The sequence below is a fragment of the Citreimonas sp. genome (assembly GCF_042096055.1).
Classification (GTDB): domain Bacteria; phylum Pseudomonadota; class Alphaproteobacteria; order Rhodobacterales; family Rhodobacteraceae; genus Citreimonas.
Genome location: NZ_JBELMH010000021.1, coordinates 16,948 through 37,117, shown reverse-complemented (window position 1 = coordinate 37,117; position 20,170 = coordinate 16,948). Strand labels below are relative to the sequence as shown.

Genomic DNA, 20,170 nt, shown 5'->3' with positions numbered 1-20,170 from the left:
CGGGGCGGCGCACGATCCTGCGCGGGGTGCGCCTGCTTTGCGCGCGCCGCTGCCGAACAGCATTCGCCGCGCATTACCTCATGGACAGCGCGCCGCGCGACAGCCTGGCGCGCCATCTCGACCGCGTGGCGGCCAAGGTCGACCGGCTGGCGCGCCCGCTGTCTCGCAGACAGGAGCAGCCTTCGTGACGACGATCCCCGTGCTCGACTGGTCGCAGCGCGCGACCGATCCCGACGGCTTTGCCGCCGCATTGGGCGCGGCATGCCGCGACCCCGGCTTCTTCCTGCTGGCCGGGCATCCGGTGCCCGCCGACGTGATCGACCGGACTTTCGCGCAGGCCCGCGCCTTCTTCGCGCTGCCCGAGTTCGAGAAGGCTCCGTTGGGCATCCTGCGCAACCCGCACAACCGCGGATGGGCCGCCGAGGGGACCGAACGGCTCGACCGCGACTCGGGCGCCGTGGATCGCAAGCAGGCGTTCAACGTCGGCCTCGACCTTGCCGCCAACGACCCGCGTGTCCTGGCGGCCGAGCCGTTCCGCGGCGTGAACGTCTGGCCCGACGCCCTGCCGGCCTTTCGCGACGCGACGCTCGCCTATTACGGCGCGGCGTGGCAGCTGGGGGTCGCGGTCATGCGCGTCATCGCCCGCGACCTCGCCCTGCCCGACACCTTCTTCGATGGGCACTTCGACGCGCCGCTGGCCACGCTGCGGCTGCTGTCGTATCCGCCCGCGACCGGTGCCCAAGGCGAGATCGGCGCCGGCGCGCATACCGATTACGGCGCGATCACCCTGCTGCTGACGGATGGCGAGCCCGGGCTGCAGGTGCGGCCGCGCGGCGAGGACTGGACCGACGTGCCGCACGTGCCGGGCGCCTTCGTCGTCAATATCGGCGACTGCCTCATGCGGTGGTCGAACGACACCTACGTCTCGACGCCGCACCGGGTCCTGCCGCCGGCGCGGGCGCGGCAGTCCATCGCCTTCTTCCTCGACCCCAACCCCGACAGCGTGATCGAAGCGCTGCCCGGCACCGGCGACGCCAGATACCCGCCGGTGACCGGCGCGGATTACCTGCGCAGCCGCCTTGACGCCACCTATGAACCGGAGCCTGCCCGATGACCCGTCGCCTGGACTGGGCCGAATACCGCATGCCGGAATTCGACGCCTGCGACCCCGACCGCACCATCGCGATCCTGCCTACCGCCGCGATCGAACAGCACGGCCCGCACCTTCCCGTGGGCACCGACACGATGATCGCCGAGGGCATGCTGGCCCGCTTCCGCGCCGCCTGCCCCGAGGACCTCGACGTGCGCATCCTGCCGGTGCAGAGCGTGGGAAAGTCGAACGAGCATCTCTGGGCCGCCGGCACGGTCACGCTGGGCGCGGCGACCGCGCTGGCCGCCTGGACCGAGATCGGGCTGTCCGTCGCCCGCGTCGGGCTGCGCAAGATCGTCATCGTCAACAGCCACGGCGGCAATCTCGACCTCGTGTCGATCCTGTCGCGGGAATTGCGTGTGCAGGCGGGGATGCTGGCAGTCAAGTGCCAGTGGACCGGGTTCGGCACGCCCGAGGGCCTGTATTCCGAGACCGAGCGCGCCTACGGCATCCACGGCGGCGACGTCGAGACGTCGCTGATGCTGGCCTTCCAGCCACACACGGTCGACATGGCGCGCGCCGCGAACAACCGGTCGAGCGCGCAGGACGGCGGCATCCCGCCGGTCGGGCCGATCTCGTACGGCTGGATCGCGCGCGACCTGTCCGACGCGGGCACCGTCGGCGACGCCTCGGCCGCCATGGCCGAAAAGGGCGAGGCGACCGCCGCCCACCAGGTTGCCGGGTTTATCGACCTGCTGCGCCAGGTCCGCGACACGCCCGTGCCGAGCGCCCCGACGATCCGCCCGCTCTGACGACCCCCGCGTCCCTGAGCGCGCCCGCGAACCCGCCGTGCTTCGCGCCGGTTGACGCTGGTGCATACTCGACGCGTCCGCCCTCCGCCGGGTAAATTGCCGCCAGCGGGCGGGTCCCGCGCATCATTCGGAGATTTCCAATGCCCATCCAACTGTCGCGTCGGTCGTTCCTTGCGGGCACCGCCGGCCTCATCGCCCTCCACCCGTTTTCCGCCCGCGCGCAGGCCGGCCAGGCACACCTGCGGATCATGGAGACGACGGACATCCACGTGCACGTCTTCCCCTACGACTACTACGCCGACAAGCCGGTCGACACCGTGGGCCTCGCCCGCACCGCGTCGCTGATCGGCGACATCCGGGCCGAGGCCACGAACTCGCTGCTGTTCGACAACGGCGACTTCCTGCAGGGCAACCCGATGGGCGACTACATGGCCTACGAGCGGGGCCTGAAGGAAGGCGACCTGCACCCGGTCATCGCCGCGATGAACACGCTGGGCTTCGACGGCACGACGCTGGGCAACCACGAATTCAACTACGGCCTCGACTTCCTGACCAAGGCGATCGGGCGCGCCGACTTCCCCGTCGTCTGCGCCAACGTGGCCAAGACAACGGGTGCGACGCCGACCGAGGACCAGCTCCTGGTGCCGCCTTACGTGATCCTCGAGCGTCAGATCACCGACGGCGCGGGCGAGACGCATCCGATCAAGGTGGGCTTCATCGGCTTCGTGCCGCCGCAGATCATGAACTGGGACCGCAAGCACCTGGAGGGCAACGTGATGGCGCGCGACATGGTCGCCGCCGCCCGCGCCTGGGTGCCGCAGATGAAGGAGGCGGGCGCCGACATCGTCATCGCGCTCAGCCATTCGGGCATCGGCGCCGCCGACCACGAGGACGGCATGGAAAACGCCGCGATCCCGCTGGCCGCGGTCGAGGGCGTCGACGCGATCCTGACCGGGCATTCGCACCTCGTCTTCCCGGGGCCGGACTATGCCGAGTGGCCCGGCGTGGACAACGCCGCGGGCACGATCGGCGGCAAGCCGGGCGTCATGGCCGGCTTCTGGGGCAGCCACATGGGCCTCGTCGACCTGATGCTGGAGCGCGACGGCAACGGCTGGCGCATCGCGTCCCACGCGGTCGAGGCGCGGCCGATCTTCCGGCGCGAGGAAGACCGCTCGATCACGCCGCTGGTGGAAAGCGACGAGGCGGTTCTGGCTTCGGTGCAGGAGGATCACGACGCGACGCTGGCTTACGTGCGCCGCGCCGTGGGCAAGACCGATGCGCCGCTGCACAGCTACTTCGCGCTGGTGGCCGACGACCCGTCGGTGCAGATCGTGTCCAACGCCCAGACCTGGTACATCGAGCAGATGATGCAGGGCACCCCGCACGAGGGTCTGCCGATCCTGTCCGCCGCGGCGCCCTTCAAGGCCGGCGGCCGGGGCGGTCCGGAATACTACACCGACGTGCCGGTGGGCGACGTCGCAATCAAGAACGTGGCGGACCTGTACCTGTATCCCAACACGGTGCGCGCGGTGCGCGTCACCGGCCAGCAGGTGAAGGACTGGCTGGAACGCTCGGCCGGCATGTTCAACCAGGTCGAACCGGGGGCCGAGGACGCGCCGTTGCTGAACCCGGACTTCCCGTCCTACAACTTCGACGTGATGGATGGCGTGACCTACCGGATCGACCTGTCGCAGCCGTCGAAGTTCGACAAGGACGGCGCCGTCGTGAATCCGGAGGCGAACCGCATCACCGACCTGCGCTACCAGGGCGAGCCGATCGACCCCGCGCAGGAGTTCATCGTCGCGACGAACAACTACCGCGCCTCGGGCGGCGGCAGCTTCCCGGGCGCGGGTGGTGACACGATCGTCTTCGAGGGACCGGACACCAACCGCGACGTGATCGTGCGCTACATCGTCGAGAAGGAGACCGTCAGCCCGAGGGCCGACGCCAACTGGTCCTTCGCGCCGATGGACGGCACCACGGTCATCTTCGAGACCGGCCCGGCCGGCGCGAAATACGCCGAGACGATCGAGAGCGTGGACATCGAAGCGGCCGGCGACAGCGACACGGGCTTCGCCCGCTTCCGCATCCGGCTTTAAAGCGATCGACCTGCCGGGCGGCCATTGTCGCCCGGCAGGCACCCGTTCACCGCGCCCAGAGCGCGAGCCACGGAAACAGGATCAGAAGCCCCACCAGAACGAGCGAGCACAGGATGAACGGCATCGCGGCCACGTAGATGTCGCGCATCGTCGTGCCCGGTGGCGCCACGCCCTTCATCACGAATAGCAGCAGCCCGAAGGGCGGCGTGGTGAAGCTGATCTCGAGCGACAGCAGCATGATCAGCGCGAACCAGATCAGGTCGAACCCCAGGCTCTCGGCCAGCGGGAAGAAGATCGGCACGGTCAGCAGCATGATCGAGATCTGCTCCATGAACATGCCCAGCAGCAGCAGCACCGCGAAGATCACCAGCAGCATCGCCATCGGCGCAAGGTCGAACCCCGTGGCCCAGTTGATCAGCCCGCGCGACGCGCCCGAGAAAGCCAGCAACTGGCTGAACGTGGCCGAGCCGAAGACGATGAGATAGGCCATCAGCGTGACCTTCAGCGCGCCTTCGACCGACTTGCGCAATGCAGCCCAGGTCAGGCAGCGGAAGGCGATGGCCAGCAGGATCACGCCCAGCGCGCCAAACGCCGCGGCCTCGGAGGGGGTGGCGATGCCGTAGAGCATCATCAGCACCACGACGACCATGACGCCCGACATCGGCACGATATCGCGAAACACCAGCCACAGCTTCGCACCCAGCGAGATCGGCTCGACCTCGTAGGCCGGGGCGGCTTCGGGGTTCATCTTGGTCATGCCCCAGATCATCGCCACGTAGAGGCAGGCCAGCACCAGCCCGGGCAGCACGCCCGCGATCAGCAGCGCACCCACATCGATCTTGGCCAGCGTCGCCAGCAGCACCGCCAGCGCCGAGGGCGGGATGATGATCGCAAGGCCGCCGGTGCCGAGAATCGGGCCGATCGACATGGTCTTGGAATAGCCCCGGCGCTGCATCTCGGGCACCATCAGCGAGCCCAGAAGCGCGGTCGATCCCATTGATGAGCCCGACAGCGTGGCAAAGCCCGTACCGCCCAAGACGGTGACGTAGCTCAGCCGTCCCGGCAGGCGGCCCAGCAGCCGGTCGATGGCGTTGAACATCCTTGCGCCGAGGCCGGTGTGGAAGAACAGCTCTCCCATCAGCAGGAACAGCGGGATCGGGATGAGCGCGAAGGACGACAGCGCGCCGAACCCGTTGTCGAGCATCAGCACCACGCCGTTGCCGCCGCCCATGAAGATCCACGCCCCGGCGATGTTCGCCGCGAGGAAGGCCAGTGCGACCGGCGTGCCGATCGCCATCAGTCCGACGATGCTGCCCAGCAGCAGCGCGAGCGCCCAGTACCACTCCATCATTCGTGGATCCCCGCCTCGCCGGAATGCATCAGGTCGGGCCCGAAGACGAAGCGCGCGAATTCCACCGCCATCAGCCCGAAGGACAGCGGGAAGGCGATGGTCAGCCACCATTTCGGCGTGAAGTAGGCACGCACGTCGAAGGCGGCGCGCTCGATGTTCTGGCTGACCAGCTCGATGCCGTACCAGGCCAGCACGACGCAGACGGCGACACACAGGCCCGCCACCGCCCGGCTGAGCGCTGTCTGCAGCGGCCGGGTCAGCATCGCGGTGACCAACTCGACATGCACGTGCCCGCGCTTGCGCACCAGCCAGGGCGCGCCCAGCATCGTAAGGTAGAACAGCCCGTATTCGCCGGACACGAACAGCCAGGCGAAAGGCTGCATCCCGAGGTTGCGCATGGCGACCGACCAGATGATCGAAACCATCAGCCAGACCAGCAAGGCGCCCGCCAACACCGCCATCGCGGTCACGAGCGCGTCGTAGGCGCGGATCAGTCGGTGCATGGCAGGCCCCCGGCATGCAGGCGGCGCCGGATCGGCGCCGCCGGTTGAAGCGCGTGTAGCGCCGCGATCAGTTGCCCGGATCCTTGGACGGGTCGTAGAACGCCTCGATCAGGGCATCGTAGTTCCCGGTGCCCATCGGGTGCGCCTCCATCTGGGTGCGCATCCGCTCCCAGGTCTTTTCGCGCGCGGCGGCGAGGTAGTTGGCCGCGGCCTCGCCCTCGAGCGTCACGACCTGCATGCCGCCCTCTTCGAGCTGGGCGAATTCCTCGTCGCGCAACGTGGCCAACTTCTCGGCGCTGTCGATCTCGTGCTGGATCGCGGTGTCCTGCAGGATGGTCTTCGCCTCGTCCGACAGGCCTTCCCACGTGTCGAGGTTCACGATCACGCCGAGGTCGGTCGAGAAGAAGTCGGGCTCGATCCGGTAGTTGACGAAGTCGTTCCACTTCAGGTCGATCAGGCCGATCTGCGTCCAGCCGGTGGCGTCGACCACGCCGCGCTCGAGCCCCGAGTAAACATCCGTGGTGGGCAGATCGATGACGCTCGCGCCGAGATACTCGGTGAAGAAGGCGTTGTAGACCGGGTTGCCGCGCAGCTTCCAGTCGGACACGTCGAGGTTGCCCTCGTCGTCAAGCTGCGGCTCGTTCACCGACCACAGGTTGTAGCTCACCCCGCTGTCGAACCAGCCGAGATATTTCACGCCCATCTTCTCCTGGTGGATCTCGTCGATCAGCTCGATCCCGCCATTCTCGCGCGCCTCGGCGGCGGTCACGTTGGCGGCGACCAGCGCGTCCTTTTCCGGGAGCGCGCCCGCGTAGAAGCTGCCGGGCGTGTAGACCATGTCCACCACGCCGTTGCGCACGGCGTCGGGCTGCTGGAACATGCCGATCGCCTCGGGGCCGCCGCGGACCTCGATCTGGATCACGCCCTCGCCGGCCTCGTTCACCTTGTCGACGAATTCCAGAAAGCTCTTCGTGTAGATCAGGCTTTCGGGAAAGGCATGCACGGCGCTGATGGTTTGCTGGGCGAAGGCGGGCGCGCCGGCCAGCATCGTCGCGGCCAGGAACCCGGCCTTGGTCGTCAGTTTCATGAGTTACGCTCCCTGTCTGTCGGGCATCAAAGCCCCGGTGTGCCGGGTTGTCCCGGCGGTTGCCCGCCTTGCGGCGGGGTCAGTCCTGTCGCGGCCACAGCCACGGGCGATCCGCCGCCAGCGCCGCGCGGTGGGCTGCGATGGCCTCGGCGTGCTGGCGGGTGACGTCGATGTCGTCCCAGCCATTGACCAGTTTCTCGACCTGCGCGTCGTCCAGCGTGAATTCGGCCGTGATGCCGCACAGCGAGATGGTCCTCGCGTGGAGGTCGGCGGTTGCCTCCTGCGGGCCGGACTCGAGCGCCGCCAGCAGCGCATCGCCGTCCTCGGGCGATACACGCGCGGGCAGCAGACCGTTGTTGACCGCATTGCCGGCGAAGATGTCGCCGAAGCTCGGCGCCACGACGACGCGAAAGCCCGCGTCGGCCAGCGCGTAGACCGCCGCCTCGCGCGACGAGCCGCCGCCAAAGTTGCGCCGTGCCACGAGGATCGAGGCGCCCTGCGCCTCCGCCCGGTTCAGCGGGAAGTCGGGCTTCTTCCTGTCCCCGTCATGGCGCAGGTCGTGCAGCAGGTAGTCGCCATAGCCTGCGTCGCGCGGGCGGGACATGAAGCGCGCCGGGATCAGCTGGTCGGTATCGACGCCGGCCAGCGGCAGCGCCACGGCCTTGCCGGTATGGGTCTGCCAGCCGCTCATGCCGCGTCCCGTCCCTTCAGCAGCGGGCGCGCATCGGTCAGCGTGCCGGTCACGGCGGCGGCGGCGACCATCACGGGCGACATCAGGTGCGTGCGCGACCCCGGCCCCTGCCGTCCGCGGAAATTGCGGTTGGTGGTCGAGGCGCAGCGTTCGCCGGGGGCCACGCGGTCGCCGTTCATGCCCACGCAGAACGAACAGCCCGACGCGACCCAGTCAAGCCCGGCCTCGGTGAAAACCCGGTCGAGACCCTCTTCCTCCGCCTGCCGCTTGACCGCGCTCGATCCCGGCGAGACCACGCCCGGCACGCGCGCGGTGCGGCCCGCCAGCACGGCGGCTGCGGCGCGGAGATCCTCGATCCGGGAATTGGTGCAGGACCCGATGAACACCCGGTTCACCGGGATCCCGTCCAGCGGCCGCCCCGGCGCAAGGTCCATGTAGTCGAGCGCGGCGCGCATCGTCTCGGCCCGCGCGGGGTCGGCTTCGCGCGCGGGATCGGGCACACTCTCGCTGATCGGCAGCGCATCCTCGGGCGAGGTGCCCCAGGTCACGACAGGCGCGATGCGGTCGGCGTGCAGCGTGACCTCGCGGTCGAATTCGGCGTCGGGGTCGCTGGCGAGATCGGCCCAGGCCTCTTCCGCCGTGTCCCAGTCGGCGCCGGCTGGCGCCATCGGGCGTCCCTTCAGCCAGTCGAGCGTCACAGCATCGGGCGCCACGAGGCCCATGCGCGCGCCGCCCTCGATCGACAGGTTGCACAGGGTCATGCGCCCCTCCATCGACAGGCCGCGCACGGCCGATCCGGCGTATTCCACCGCGTGGCCGCGCGCCCCGTCGGCGCCCAGTGCCGCGATCCAGGAAAGCGCGATGTCCTTGGCGCCCACGCCCGGCCCCAGCGCGCCGTCCACCACCAGCCGCATCCGCTTCGGACGGCTCAGCCACAGCGTCTGCGTGGCCAGCACATGCGCCACCTCGGTCGCGCCGATGCCGAAGCCCAGTGCCCCGAACGCCCCGTGGGTCGAGGTGTGGCTATCGCCGCAGACCAGGACCGACCCCGGCAGCGTCAGGCCCTGTTCCGGGCCGGTCACGTGCACGATGCCTTGCCGGGGATCATCCAGCCCGAACAACGTAAACCCGTGCCGGGCGGCGTTCTCGTCCAGCGTGCGGACCATGCGCGCGATGGCATTGTCGGCGATCGGCCGGTCCCGGCCGCGCGTCGGCACGTAGTGATCGGCCACGCCGAAGGTCAGCGCCGGCTCGGCCACCGGCAGCCCGCGCTGCGCGATCTTGCCGAAGGCGTGGTGCGATCCCTCGTGCACGAAATGCCGATCGACCCAGAGCAGGTCCTTGCCGTTCGCGCCGGTGACGCGGTGCGCTTCCCAGATCTTGTCGACGAGCGTCCGGCTCATGGCGCGTCGCCCCCGCCCGGCGGCACCACGACCGGCTCCCAATGGCGGCCGCCGCCCTCGCCCACGCGGTCTAGCGTCATTTCCAGCCGGAACCGGTCCGGCCGGTAGAGCGCGGCGAGGTGCTCGACCCCGCGCCCGTCGGCGTCGCGCACCACGCGCACAAGCGACAGCAGCGGCGCGCCTACCGCCACCTCGAGCGCGTCGGCCACCGCCGGCGTGGCGAGCGTCGCGCTCACGCTCTGCTGCGCGCGGTCCAGTTGAACGCCGCCCATTTCCATCAGCCGCAGCAGCGGCGTCGTGGCGAGGTCCGCCTCGGAATACCGCTGCGCGATGTCTTCGGGCACGTCAGTGGTCAGGTGCGAGAACGGCTTGCCCTCGATCAGGCGCACGCGGGTGGCGCGCTGGACGCGCTGCCCAGGCGCCAGCCCCAGCGCCTCGGCCACCGCGGGCGCGGGATCGGTATAGGCGAAATCCAGCAGCCGGGCGGTGGTGGTCTGCCCCATCTCGACCAGCTGCGGCATCAGCGAAGCCATGTCGGCCCGCAGGCTGACCCCATCGGCCGAACTGCGCCGCACCACCGTACCACTGCCCGCGCGCCGCTCGACCAGGCCGGCGCCTTCCAGCGCGTCGAGCGCGCGGCGAACCGTGACCCGGCTGACGCCGTAATCCTGCGCCAGCCGGTTCTCGCCCGGCAGCGCCTGCCCCGGCGCCGGCCTGCCCCGCGCGATCGCGTCCTGAAGCAACAGGAAAATCCGGTGCGCCTTGCTGCCTTCGGTGGGGCTGATCTGCTGTCGGTCGAGATGCACGAGAAACCTCCGTTGCGCCGGATGGTGTCGTCGTCCCCAGCGTAAATCAAGAAGTTTGTATGGCTGAGGCGTCAAATTTTGTTCTTTTCATGCGCAATGACCTGTCCTATTCGTAATACAGGTTTCAGGAGGGGCAGGATGCCGGTCGTCACCGTCGATCTGATCGAAGGCTACGATGCCGACACCAAGGCGCGGCTGGGCGATGCGCTCACCAACGCGGTGCTGGGCGTCGTCGCGGCGCCGCCCGAGGCGGTCATCGTGCTGATGAACGACCATAAGCCCGACAGCTACATGCGCGGCGGCCAGACCCGACGCCCCGGCGATCCGCGGCCCGACCCCAAGGCGCTGGTGCGCGATTTCCTCTCGGCGATGGAGGCGCGCGATCTTGATGCCGCGCGCGCGATGCTGGCGCCGGGCTTCACGATGACCTTTCCCGGCGACGCGCGGATGCAGACGCTCGAAGAGCTCGTCGCCTGGTCGAAGCCCCGCTACGCCCGCGTCGCCAAGACCTATGACCAGTTCGACGCGTTGCAGGACGGCGGCACGGCGATCGTCTATTGCATCGGCACGCTGTCGGGCGACTGGCTGGACGGTAATCCCTTCGCGGGAATCCGCTTCGTGGACCGGTTCGAAATCGAAGAGGGCCGCCTCACGCGGCAGGACGTCTGGAACGACATGGCGGAGGCCCGCGCGCAATGAGCGACATCGACCCGATCACCCTGGCCGTGCTAGCCGGCCGGATGGAGCAAATCGCCGACGAGATGGACGCGACGTTGTTCCGCGCCGCCTTCAACCCGATCATCGCCGAGGCGCATGACGCCTCACACGGCCTCTACCATGCCGATACCGGCGAGACGCTGGTGCAGGGCAAGACCGGGTTGCCGATCTTCGTGGGCGTCATGGCCTTCGCCGTGAAGGCGGTGATCGACCGCGCGGCCGAGTTCGGCGGCCCGCAAGAGGGCGACACCTGGATCTTCAACGACGCGCATCTGGGGGGCACGCACCTGTCGGACATGCGTCTGGTTCGGCCTTACTTCCGCGACGGGAACCTGTTCTGCTGGCTGGCCTCGGTCGGGCACTGGCACGACGTGGGCGGCGCGGTGCCGGGCAATTACAACCCCGCCGCGACCGAGGCCTTCCAGGAGGCAGTGATCATTCCGCCCGTCCGCCTGATCCGCAGCGGAGAGCTGCAGGAGGACGTTCGCGCGATCCTGATGCGCAACACGCGCCTGCCCCTGTCGGCCGAGGGCGACCTGAACGGTCAGCTCGGCGCGCTGGACCTCGGCGTGAAGCGCCTCGACGCGCTGCTGGACGAATACGGCGCGCCCACCGTGTCGGGCGCGCTCGACGCGCTCGGCAAGCGGGCCGAGGCGCTGGCGCGCGATGCCATCGCCGCGCTGCCCGACGGCCGATGGGAGGCCGAGGATTTCCTCGACAACGACGGCATCACCGACACAGCGCTGCCGATCCGGGTCGCGATGGAGGTCAGGGGCGACCGACTGACGCTCGACTTCACCGGGACGGCGGGCCTGGCGCAGGGGCCGATCAACATCTCGCGGCCTACGGCCATCGCCTGCGTCTACGTAGCGATCAAGCACATCTTCCCGACGCTGCCCGCCAACGCGGGCGTGATGCACCCGATCGATGTCATCATCCCCGACGATTGCCTGCTGTCGGCCGATTTCCCCGCGCCCACCGGCGGCTATACCGAGACCATCCTGCGGATGATCGACGTGATCTCGGCCGCCGCGTCGCAGGCCGCGCCCGACAAGGTGGTGGCCAACGCCTATGGCACGATCAACGCGCTTTCCATCGCGGGCCGCCGGCGCGACGGATCGCGCTGGGTGATGTTCAGCTTCTACGGCGGCGGCCACGGCGGCAGCCCCGAAAGCGACGGGCTGAACCACGGCAACGCGCCGATCTCCATGGCGACGATCCCGCCGGTCGAGATCCTCGAATCCGCCTACCCGGTCGCCTTTCGGCAATGGGCGCTGCGCCCCGACAGCGCGGGCGCGGGCAAGCATCGCGGCGGGCTGGGCGCCATCTATGAGATCGAGGTGCTGGAAGAAAACGGCGCGCAGGCGTTCTTCTTCGGCGAACGCGGCCGCTTTGCCCCCAAGGGCGTGAACGGCGGCGGCGAGGCGGCGCTCAACGTGTTCTCGTACGAGGGCGCCGACGGCTGGGCACGCCCGCCGCTGGCCTCGAAGATGGTCGGGATCGGCCTGAAGCAGGGCGCGCGGGTGCGGCTGGAAACACCCGGAGGCGGTGGCTACGGCGCGCCCTCGGGACGGCCGGCCGAGAAGGTCGCGCGCGACGTGGCCGCCGGGTTCCTGAGCGAGGACAAGGCGGATGCCGATTACGGCCCCGCATGGCGGGAGGTGCGGGCATGAGCCGCAAGATGATCGGCGTCGACGTGGGCGGGACCTTCACGGACGTCTTCGCGCTGGACCTCGACACCGGGCGCGCGGGCGTCTCGAAGGTGCCCACCACGCGGCCCGACCAGTCGGGCGGGTTCCTCGACGGGATCCGCCACCAGGTGGACAGTTTCGCCGACGTGGTCAGCGTGGTGCACGGCACGACCGCCGGGACGAACGCGCTACTGGAACGCAAGGGCGCGAAGACCGGCGTCATCACCACCGCGGGATTCCGCGACGTGCTCGAGATGCGCCGCCGCGACCGGCCCCGGACGTGGGGCCTGCGCGGCGACTTCACCCCCATCGTGCCGCGCGAACGCCGGATCGAGGTGCCCGAGCGCGTGCTGGCCGACGGCACGGTGGAAACGCCGGTCGACGTGGACGCCGTGCGCGAGGCGGCGGAGACCCTGCGCGCCCTGGGCTGCGAGGCGGTCGTGGTGCTCTTCGTCAACGCCTTTGCCAATCCGGCGAACGAGGCCGCCGCCGTCAAGGCCCTGCGCGCCGCCTGGCCGAACCCCCACGTCGCCGCCAGCCACGAGATCCTGCCCGAGATCCGCGAGTTCGAACGCTTCTCGACCACCGCGCTCAACGGCTATCTCCAGCCCGAGGTGGCGGGCTACCTCGACCGGCTGGAACGCGCGCTCAAGGGCGACGGCTTCGGCGGAGAGTTCCTGATCGTGCAGTCGAACGGCGGCGTGATGTCGGTCGACACCGCCTGTCGCCTTCCCGTGCGCACGGCGCTGTCGGGCCCCGCGGCGGGCGTGATCGCGGCGGGATACATCGCGACCGAGGCGGGGTACGACAACGTCATCACCGGCGACATGGGCGGGACCAGCTTCGACGTGTCGCTGATCGCGGGCGGCGAGACGGTCCTGTCGCCGCAGACCTCGATCGATTTCGGCCTCGTGGTGCGCACGCCCATGATCGAGATCGCGACCATCGGCGCGGGCGGCGGCTCCATTGCGTCGGTCGACGCCGGGGGCCTCTTGCAGATCGGACCGGAATCGGCCGGATCGACGCCGGGCCCGGTCGCCTACGGACGCGGCAACGACCGCCCGACCGTGACCGACGCCAACATCGTGCTTGGCCGGATCGACCCGGACCAGCCGCTGGGCGACGGTCTGGCCAAGCTCGACCGGGACGCGGCCGAACGGGCCATCGCCGAGCACGTGGGCAAGCCGCTGGGCCTGAGCGCCATGGACGCGGCCGAGGCGATCGTGCGCGTCGCCAATTCCGCGATGGCCGGCGCCATCCGCCTCGTGAGCATCGAGCGCGGCTTCGATCCCGAGAAATTCGCCTTCATGCCGTTCGGCGGCGGCGGAGCGCTGCATGCGGGCGCCATGATCGAAGAGGTCGGCATCGGCCGCGCGCTGGTGCCGCGCTATCCCGGCGTGACCTCGGCCATGGGCTGCGTGATAGCCGACATGAGGCAGGACTTCGTGCAGACCGTGGGCGCGATGCTCGACACGCTCGACCCCGCGACGCTGGGCGCGCAGATGCAGGCCCATGCCGACGAGGGCGAGCGGCTGCTCGACACCGCGGGCGCGGATTTCGCCGAACGCCAGGTGAAGATCGAACTCGACATGGCCTATCTGGGGCAGACGCACACCGTGGCCGTGCCGCTCGACATCGCCGTGACCGGCGGCCGGGTCGAGGCGCCGTCGCGCGACGCCATCCGCGCGGCGTTCGAACGCACCTATCGCGGTCTCTACGGGCGGACCCTGTCCAACCCGATCCGCGTGCTGAACCTGCGCAGCGCCGTCATTGGCAAGCGCGAGAAATTCGACCTCTCGACCCTGGCCCCGTCGCCCCACGCCACGATCGACGCCGCCGAGCGGTCCGCGCGCCCCGTCTACGCCGGCGGCCAATGGCACGAGGCGCGCGTGCTCGCGCGGCTCGACCTGCCGGTCGGTGCGGTGATCGACGGCCCGGCGGTCCTCGAGCAGCCCGACGCCACCATTTTCGTCGAGCCATGGCTGCGCGCCGAAATCGACCGTTTCGGCAACGTCGTCATTTCCCGAAAGGAGCGGCCATGACCAACCGCCTCGACCCCGCGCGCTGCGCGGTGCTGACCATCGATTTGCAGAACGACTTCCTGCACCCCGAGGGCGCCTATGGCCGCGCCGGGCAGGGATCCGACGCGATCGCGGCGCTGCCCGAGCGGATGAAGCCGGTGGTGGATGCAGTGCGGGCGAAGGGCGGGCACTACATCTCGGCCCAGTTCACACTGGTGCCCGGCCCGGACGGTCCGCTGATCGCGCCGCACCTGAAGCAGCTGCGCCCCTTCCTGACCAAGGGCGATTTCGAGCCGGGCGCCTTCGGCCACCGGCTGGTTGAGACACTGCAGCCGGCCGAATTCACCGTGGAAAAAGTTGCCTACTCCGCCTTCTACCAGACGCGGCTGGAGTTCATCCTGCGCAAGCTGGGCATCGACACGCTGATCGTCGGCGGGATCGTCACCAACGGCGGCGTCGCCAGCACCGTGCGCGATGCGCATCTGCGCGACATCCACACCGTGCTGCTGTCGGACGGCTGCGCCGCCTTCAAGCCCGAGGTGCACGAGGCCACGCTGGTCTCGCTCGGCTCGGTCACGCCGCAGCAGACCTGCGCCGATTTCCTCGCCCGGCCGGAGCTTGCCCCATGACCCTGCGCGCGCGCCTCTCGCAGCCCGAGATCCTGATCGCTCCGGGCGTCTATGACGGGTTGACCGCCGGCCTTGCCGAAGCGGCGGGCTTCGAGGCGGTGTATCTCTCGGGCGCAGCGGTCGCCTATACACGGCTCGGGCGTCCCGATATCGGCCTGACCTCGATGACCGAGATGGCCGACACCTGCGCGCTGATCCGCGACCGCGTCGCGCTGCCGATCGTGATCGACGCCGATACCGGCTTCGGCAACGCGCTCAACGCTCAGCGGACCATGCGCGCCTACGAACGTGCTGGCGCCAACGCGCTGCAGGTCGAGGATCAGACCTATCCGAAACGCTGCGGTCACCTGAAGGACAAGAGCCTGATCCCGCCGTCGGAAATGGCTGGCAAGATCCGCGCCATGGCCGATGCCCGCGACAGTGACGACACGCTCATCATCGCCCGCACCGACGCCATCGCGGTCGAGGGGTTCGATGCCGCGATGGACCGCGCGGGCGCCTATCTCGAAGCCGGCGCCGACGCGCTCTTTGTCGAGGCGCCCCGCTCGCGCGAGGAACTGTCGACCGTGGCGGACCGCTTCGGTGGGCGCGCCGCACTGATGGCCAACATGGTCGAGGGCGGCGTGACGCCCGTGTCCTCGGCCGAAGAGCTTCAGGCACTCGGCTACTCGCTGGTAATCTTTCCCGGCGGCATCGTGCGGGCGCTGGCGAAGACGGCGGAGGATTACTACGCCTCGCTCCACGCCACCGGATCGAACAAGGCGTTCAAGGACCGGATGTTCGATTTCGGCGGGCTGAACGCGGTGATCGGCACCGACGCGATGCTGAATGCCGGCAAGCGCTACGAAGGCGACACATGAGCGTCGCGCCCCCGCCCGCCGGCGGTTTCGACCTGGAGGTCGAGACTCTGGTGATTGGCGCGGGGGCCTGCGGTCTCGTCGCGGCGCTGAGCGCGCAGGAGGCGGGGCAAGAGGTGCTGGTGCTGGAACGCGACCCGGTGCCGCGCGGCTCGACCGCGCTGTCGGCGGGGCTGATCCCGGCGGCGGGCACGGCGCAACAGCGGGCGGCCGGGATCGACGACGCCCCCGAGGTCTTCGCGGCCGACATCCAGAAGAAGGCCGCCAACGAAGCCGACCCCGCGCTGGTCGCGTCGCTGATTGAAAACGCGCCCGAAGCCATCGGCTGGCTGACCGACGGTCTGGGCCTGCCGCTGACGCTGGTGCACGATTTCGACTACCCGGGTCATTCCCGGCGCCGGATGCACGGCCTGCCCGACCGGTCGGGCGCCGCGCTGGTCGACGCGCTGCGCAGCGCGGCCGAGGCGCGCGACGTGCCGGTCATCTGCGAGCGCGTGGCCCACACGCTTTGCGCCGAGGACGGCGAACCCGTGGGCGTGATCGCCCGCCGCCCCGACGGCGCGGACGAGGCGATCGGCTGCCGTCGCCTGATCCTGGCCTGCAACGGCTATGGCGGGAACAAGGCCCGCGTCGCCGCGCATATGCCCGCCATCGCCGACGCGCTTTACTTCGGGCATGACGGCAACCGGGGCGAGGCGCTCGACTGGGCCGAGGGACTGGGCCTGCGCACGTCCCACCTGGGTGCGTACCAGGGGCACGGCAACGTGGCCCATCCTCATGGCATCCTGATCACATGGGCGACGATCACCGAGGGCGGCGTGCAGGTGAACGCCGAAGGCCGCCGCTTCTGGGACGAAAGCCAGGGCTACTCCGAGGCCGCGCGCGCCGTGCTGGCGCAACCCGGCGGGTGGGCGGCGACGGTATTCGACGAGCGCATCGCGAAGATCGCCGCCCAGTTCGAGGATTTCCGCAACGCCGAGGCGCAGGGCGCGGTCAAACGCGCCGACACGGTCGCGGAACTGGCCCGCGCGCTCGGCCTACCCGAGGAAGCCTTGTCAGAGACGATCGGCGGATTGGCACAGCTGCGCGAAGACGGATCGGACCCGTTGGGCCGCCGTTTCACAGGCCCGCCCCTGCAGCCGCCCTACTGCGCGGTGAAGGTCACGGGCGCGCTCTTCCACACGCAGGGCGGCATAGCCGTAACGCCCGAGGCGCGCGCGCTTCGCGTGGACGGCACACCCTGCACGCGCCTGTGCGCCGCCGGGGGCGCCGCGGTCGGCGTGTCGGGCAGCGGCGACAGCGGCTACCTGTCGGGAAACGGCTTGCTCTCGGCGGTGGTGCTCGGCCGGATCGCCGGGCGGCAGAGCGCGGGCTGACCACGGCCGTACCTTCGCACGGCGACCGCCCCGCAAAGACGCGGCAAGGAACGGTTTGGCGCCCCCGACGCTTAAGGAACAGGATCCGATCCTCCGCCGGCATCCCGAGGCGCGCGGTGCAGATCGGACGCTTCAAAGCCGCCGGTGCCCATGTATCGCTACATTCCCTATTCGCTCATCATCCTCGCCACGCTTCTGACGCTGATCGCGGGCGCAGTCTGGTCCACGGCGTGGCTGTGGCTGCTCGTCCTGTTCGTGCCGCTGATCGCGCTGGGTGCCTGGGACATGCGGCAGACGGAACACACGCTGATGCGGCTCTACCCGGTGGCGGCGCATGTGCGGTGGTTCTTCGAATGGCTGCGGCCGTTCCTGCGCGAATACCTTTTCGACAGCGACCACGAGGGGCGGCCCTTTACGCACAACCAGCGCGCGCTGGTCTACCGTCGCGCCAAGAACGTCGAAAGCGCCGGGGCCTTCGGTACCGAGATGGACCTGCATTCGCCGCGCTACGAGTGGATCAACCACTCGATCCAGGCCAAGCACTTGGGCCACACGCCGCGCATCCGCGTCGGCGGGGACCAGTGCAAGCAGCCCTACGACGCGTCGGTGCTGAACATCTCGGCCATGAGCTTCGGCTCGCTCAGCGCGCGGGCGATCGAGGCGCTGAACCTCGGGGCGCAGATGGGCGGCTTCTCGCAGGATACCGGCGAGGGCGGAATCTCGCCCTACCACCTCAAGCACGGCGGCGACCTGGTCTGGGAACTCGGCACCGGCTATTTCGGCTGCCGCACCGCTCAGGGCACCTTCGATGCCGACACCTTCGCCGCCAAGGCCGCCGACGACCGGGTCAAGATGATCGAGGTGAAGCTGAGCCAGGGCGCCAAGCCCGGCCATGGCGGGCTGCTTCCCGGCGCCAAGGTCACCCCCGAGATCGCCGAGGTGCGGGGCGTGCCCGTGGGCCAGGACGTGCTGTCGCCGCCGTCGCACTCGGCGTTCGACACGCCCGTGGGCCTGCTCCAGTTCATCGCCCGGCTGCGTGAGCTCAGCGGCGGCAAGCCCATCGGCTTCAAGCTGTGCATCGGCCACCGGTGGGAGTTTCTGGCCATCACCAAGGCGATGCTCAAGACCGGGATCACGCCAGACTTCATCGTGATCGACGGCGCCGAGGGCGGCACCGGCGCGGCACCAGTCGAGCTGTCGGACCACGTGGGCACGCCGCTGCGCGAGGGGCTGCTGTTCGCGGTGAACTGCCTGTTGGGCACCGGCCTTCGCGACAAGGTCAAGCTGGTCGCGGCGGGCAAGATCTACGACGGCCACACGATGGCGGCGAACCTCGCGCTGGGTGCCGACTGGTGCAACGCGGGCCGGGCCTTCATGTTCTCGGCCGGCTGCGTGCAGACCAAGAAATGCCACACCGACCGCTGCCCCACCGGCGTGGCAACGCAGGACAAGCTGCGCCAGAAGGGGCTTGTGGTCGCGGACAAGGGGCCGCGCGCCTACCAGTTCCACCGCAACACGGTCAGGGCGCTGCTGCAATACGTGGGCGCCGCCGGGCTGAACGACCCGTCCGAGCTGGAACCGCGCCACCTGCGCATCCGCACCGACGAGAACACCGTGCGCTCGGCCGACAGCGTCTACGAGTTCCTCGCGCCGGGCGTTCTGCTCGACGCGCCCGACGAGACCAGCCTCGCGCGCTGGTGGGCCATGGCGGACACGGACAGCTTTGCGCCGCGTCCGATCTGAGCGCGGTTTAGTGGCATCGGACCGGGCCGAAGGGTCCGTCATGGCGCAAGAAATTCCGATTACCCCTTGATCCACGCCCGCCGAATGGTCTCCAATCGTCGGAGGGCGGCCAGTCAGCGCCGCCGCGGTGACGGCCCACGACGCAGCCGGGCATCACGCAGGGCGCGCCCGTGCGGCGGCGCGCGCGATCCGGTCGAACGACCACGAAACGGAGGCAGACCGCCGCATGATCGAGATATCCGAGGTGACCAAGACCTACGGCACCGGCGCCTCTGCCTTCCGCGCGCTCGACCGCGTGTCGGTCACGATCCGCCAGAACGAGTTCTTCACGCTGTTGGGTCCGTCGGGATGCGGAAAGACGACGCTGCTGCGCGTGATCGCCGGCTTCGTCGACCCGACCGAGGGAACGGTCACGCTGGAAGACAAGGACCTGCTGCGCCTCGCGCCCTATGAACGCCCCGTCAACACGGTGTTCCAGTCCTACGCGCTGTTCCCGCACATGACCGTGGCCGAGAACATCGGCTTCGGCCTCGAGATGCAGGGCAAGCCCGCGGACGAGGTGCGCCGCACGGTATCCGACATGCTGGACCTGGTGCGCATGACGCCGCTGGCCGACCGGCGCACCAGCGAAATCTCGGGCGGGCAGCAGCAGCGCGTGGCGCTGGCCCGCGCTCTGGCCCCCCGCCCCCGCGTCCTGCTGCTGGACGAACCGCTGTCGGCGCTGGACTTCAAGCTGCGCAAGGAGATGCAGCTGGAACTCAAGCGGCTGCAATCCGAGACCGGCATCACCTTCATCTTCGTCACGCACGACCAGGAAGAGGCGCTGACCATGTCGGACCGGGTCGCGGTGATGAACGCCGGCAGCATCCGGCAGATCGGCAGCCCGCAGGACATCTATGACCGTCCTGCCGAGCGCTTCGTGGCCGACTTCATCGGCGACACGAACTTCCTGCCCGGCGAGCTGACCGGACAGGATGGCGAGCGGTCGACCGTGCGCCTCGCCTCGGGGGTCGAGATCGCCGCCCGCCCGGTCGATGGCCCGCGTGGTCCGATCACGCTGGCCGTGCGCCCCGAACACGCCGAACTGGCCGGTGAAGGCGACGGCCTGCTGCCCGGACGCCTGTCCGAGGTCGTCTACATCGGCACCGACACGCATTTCCATGTCGACCTGGACGACGGCACCCGCTTCGTGGTGCGGCGCCAGAACGTCCCCGGAGAGGCCGTCGCGCGGGCGCGGGGCGAGCGTGTCGGCGTGCGTTTCGCGCCGGGCGTGGGCCAGGTGCTGAGGGACTGA

General features: G+C 69.7%; 17 protein-coding genes and 1 pseudogene. 12 read left to right on the top strand and 6 right to left on the bottom strand.

Going from position 1 to position 20,170, the window contains the following annotated elements:
• The 4 genes and pseudogenes from ACFDTC_RS07050 to ACFDTC_RS07035 form a co-directional block, all read left to right on the top strand.
• Nucleotides 1-188, top strand: a pseudogene (locus ACFDTC_RS07050) (flavodoxin family protein); the annotation flags it as partial.
• Complete coding sequence (locus ACFDTC_RS07045) at nt 185-1,114, top strand: isopenicillin N synthase family dioxygenase (protein WP_375258176.1); 930 nt, start codon at nt 185-187, stop codon at nt 1,112-1,114. The pseudogene ACFDTC_RS07050 and the gene ACFDTC_RS07045, both read left to right, overlap by 4 nt.
• Nucleotides 1,111-1,902: a creatininase family protein gene (locus ACFDTC_RS07040; protein WP_375258175.1), complete on the top strand. Its 792-nt coding sequence runs from the start codon at nt 1,111-1,113 to the stop codon at nt 1,900-1,902. The genes ACFDTC_RS07045 and ACFDTC_RS07040 overlap by 4 nt, the downstream gene beginning before the upstream one ends.
• A 140-nt stretch (nt 1,903-2,042) precedes the next feature.
• Entirely contained in the window at nt 2,043-4,001 is a 1,959-nt protein-coding gene (locus ACFDTC_RS07035) for a bifunctional 2',3'-cyclic-nucleotide 2'-phosphodiesterase/3'-nucleotidase (protein ID WP_375258174.1), read from the top strand.
• A gap of 46 nt (nt 4,002-4,047) precedes the next feature.
• On the opposite strand, the gene ACFDTC_RS07030 is transcribed toward ACFDTC_RS07035, so the two are convergent.
• The 6 genes from ACFDTC_RS07030 to ACFDTC_RS07005 all read right to left on the bottom strand — a co-directional run bounded on the left by ACFDTC_RS07030 (nt 4,048) and on the right by ACFDTC_RS07005 (nt 9,842).
• Nucleotides 4,048-5,349, bottom strand: coding sequence for a TRAP transporter large permease subunit (locus ACFDTC_RS07030; RefSeq protein ID WP_375258180.1), 1,302 nt, complete (start codon nt 5,347-5,349; stop codon nt 4,048-4,050).
• The gene (locus ACFDTC_RS07025) at nt 5,349-5,855 is read right to left on the bottom strand and encodes a TRAP transporter small permease (RefSeq protein WP_375258173.1); all 507 of its coding nucleotides are present in this window, start codon (nt 5,853-5,855) and stop codon (nt 5,349-5,351) included. The genes ACFDTC_RS07030 and ACFDTC_RS07025 overlap by 1 nt, the downstream gene beginning before the upstream one ends.
• A 67-nt stretch (nt 5,856-5,922) precedes the next feature.
• Complete coding sequence (gene dctP, locus ACFDTC_RS07020) at nt 5,923-6,942, bottom strand: TRAP transporter substrate-binding protein DctP (RefSeq protein ID WP_375258172.1); 1,020 nt, start codon at nt 6,940-6,942, stop codon at nt 5,923-5,925.
• 79 nt (nt 6,943-7,021) lie between these two features.
• Complete coding sequence (gene leuD, locus ACFDTC_RS07015; protein WP_375258171.1) at nt 7,022-7,633, bottom strand: 3-isopropylmalate dehydratase small subunit; 612 nt, start codon at nt 7,631-7,633, stop codon at nt 7,022-7,024.
• Complete coding sequence (gene leuC, locus ACFDTC_RS07010; protein ID WP_375258170.1) at nt 7,630-9,036, bottom strand: 3-isopropylmalate dehydratase large subunit; 1,407 nt, start codon at nt 9,034-9,036, stop codon at nt 7,630-7,632. Before leuC ends, leuD begins: the two co-directional genes overlap by 4 nt.
• Nucleotides 9,033-9,842 (bottom strand): GntR family transcriptional regulator, encoded by an 810-nt coding sequence (locus ACFDTC_RS07005; protein WP_375258169.1) that lies wholly within the window; start codon nt 9,840-9,842, stop codon nt 9,033-9,035. Before ACFDTC_RS07005 ends, leuC begins: the two co-directional genes overlap by 4 nt.
• A 138-nt stretch (nt 9,843-9,980) precedes the next feature.
• Here ACFDTC_RS07005 and ACFDTC_RS07000 point away from each other — a divergent pair, with 138 nt between their 5' ends.
• From ACFDTC_RS07000 to ACFDTC_RS06965, 8 genes are all read left to right on the top strand, one after another.
• A complete protein-coding gene (locus ACFDTC_RS07000; RefSeq protein WP_375258168.1) occupies nt 9,981-10,541 on the top strand; it encodes a tautomerase family protein in 561 nt (186 codons plus the stop codon).
• On the top strand, nt 10,538-12,232 hold the full coding sequence (locus ACFDTC_RS06995) for a hydantoinase B/oxoprolinase family protein (protein ID WP_375258167.1): 1,695 nt from the start codon (nt 10,538-10,540) through the stop codon (nt 12,230-12,232). The genes ACFDTC_RS07000 and ACFDTC_RS06995 overlap by 4 nt, the downstream gene beginning before the upstream one ends.
• Complete coding sequence (locus ACFDTC_RS06990; RefSeq protein WP_375258166.1) at nt 12,229-14,292, top strand: hydantoinase/oxoprolinase family protein; 2,064 nt, start codon at nt 12,229-12,231, stop codon at nt 14,290-14,292. The genes ACFDTC_RS06995 and ACFDTC_RS06990 overlap by 4 nt, the downstream gene beginning before the upstream one ends.
• Nucleotides 14,289-14,900, top strand: a complete 612-nt coding sequence (locus ACFDTC_RS06985) for a cysteine hydrolase family protein (protein WP_375258165.1) — start codon at nt 14,289-14,291, stop codon at nt 14,898-14,900. The genes ACFDTC_RS06990 and ACFDTC_RS06985 overlap by 4 nt, the downstream gene beginning before the upstream one ends.
• Nucleotides 14,897-15,760 carry an oxaloacetate decarboxylase gene (locus ACFDTC_RS06980; protein WP_375258164.1) on the top strand — a complete coding sequence of 288 codons (864 nt, stop codon included), beginning with the start codon at nt 14,897-14,899 and terminating at the stop codon, nt 15,758-15,760. Before ACFDTC_RS06985 ends, ACFDTC_RS06980 begins: the two co-directional genes overlap by 4 nt.
• Nucleotides 15,757-17,133 carry an FAD-dependent oxidoreductase gene (locus tag ACFDTC_RS06975; RefSeq protein WP_375258163.1) on the top strand — a complete coding sequence of 459 codons (1,377 nt, stop codon included), beginning with the start codon at nt 15,757-15,759 and terminating at the stop codon, nt 17,131-17,133. The genes ACFDTC_RS06980 and ACFDTC_RS06975 overlap by 4 nt, the downstream gene beginning before the upstream one ends.
• A 150-nt stretch (nt 17,134-17,283) precedes the next feature.
• On the top strand, nt 17,284-18,876 hold the full coding sequence (locus tag ACFDTC_RS06970) for an FMN-binding glutamate synthase family protein (RefSeq protein ID WP_375258162.1): 1,593 nt from the start codon (nt 17,284-17,286) through the stop codon (nt 18,874-18,876).
• A 226-nt stretch (nt 18,877-19,102) separates the two neighbouring features.
• Nucleotides 19,103-20,170: an ABC transporter ATP-binding protein gene (locus ACFDTC_RS06965; RefSeq protein WP_375258161.1), complete on the top strand. Its 1,068-nt coding sequence runs from the start codon at nt 19,103-19,105 to the stop codon at nt 20,168-20,170.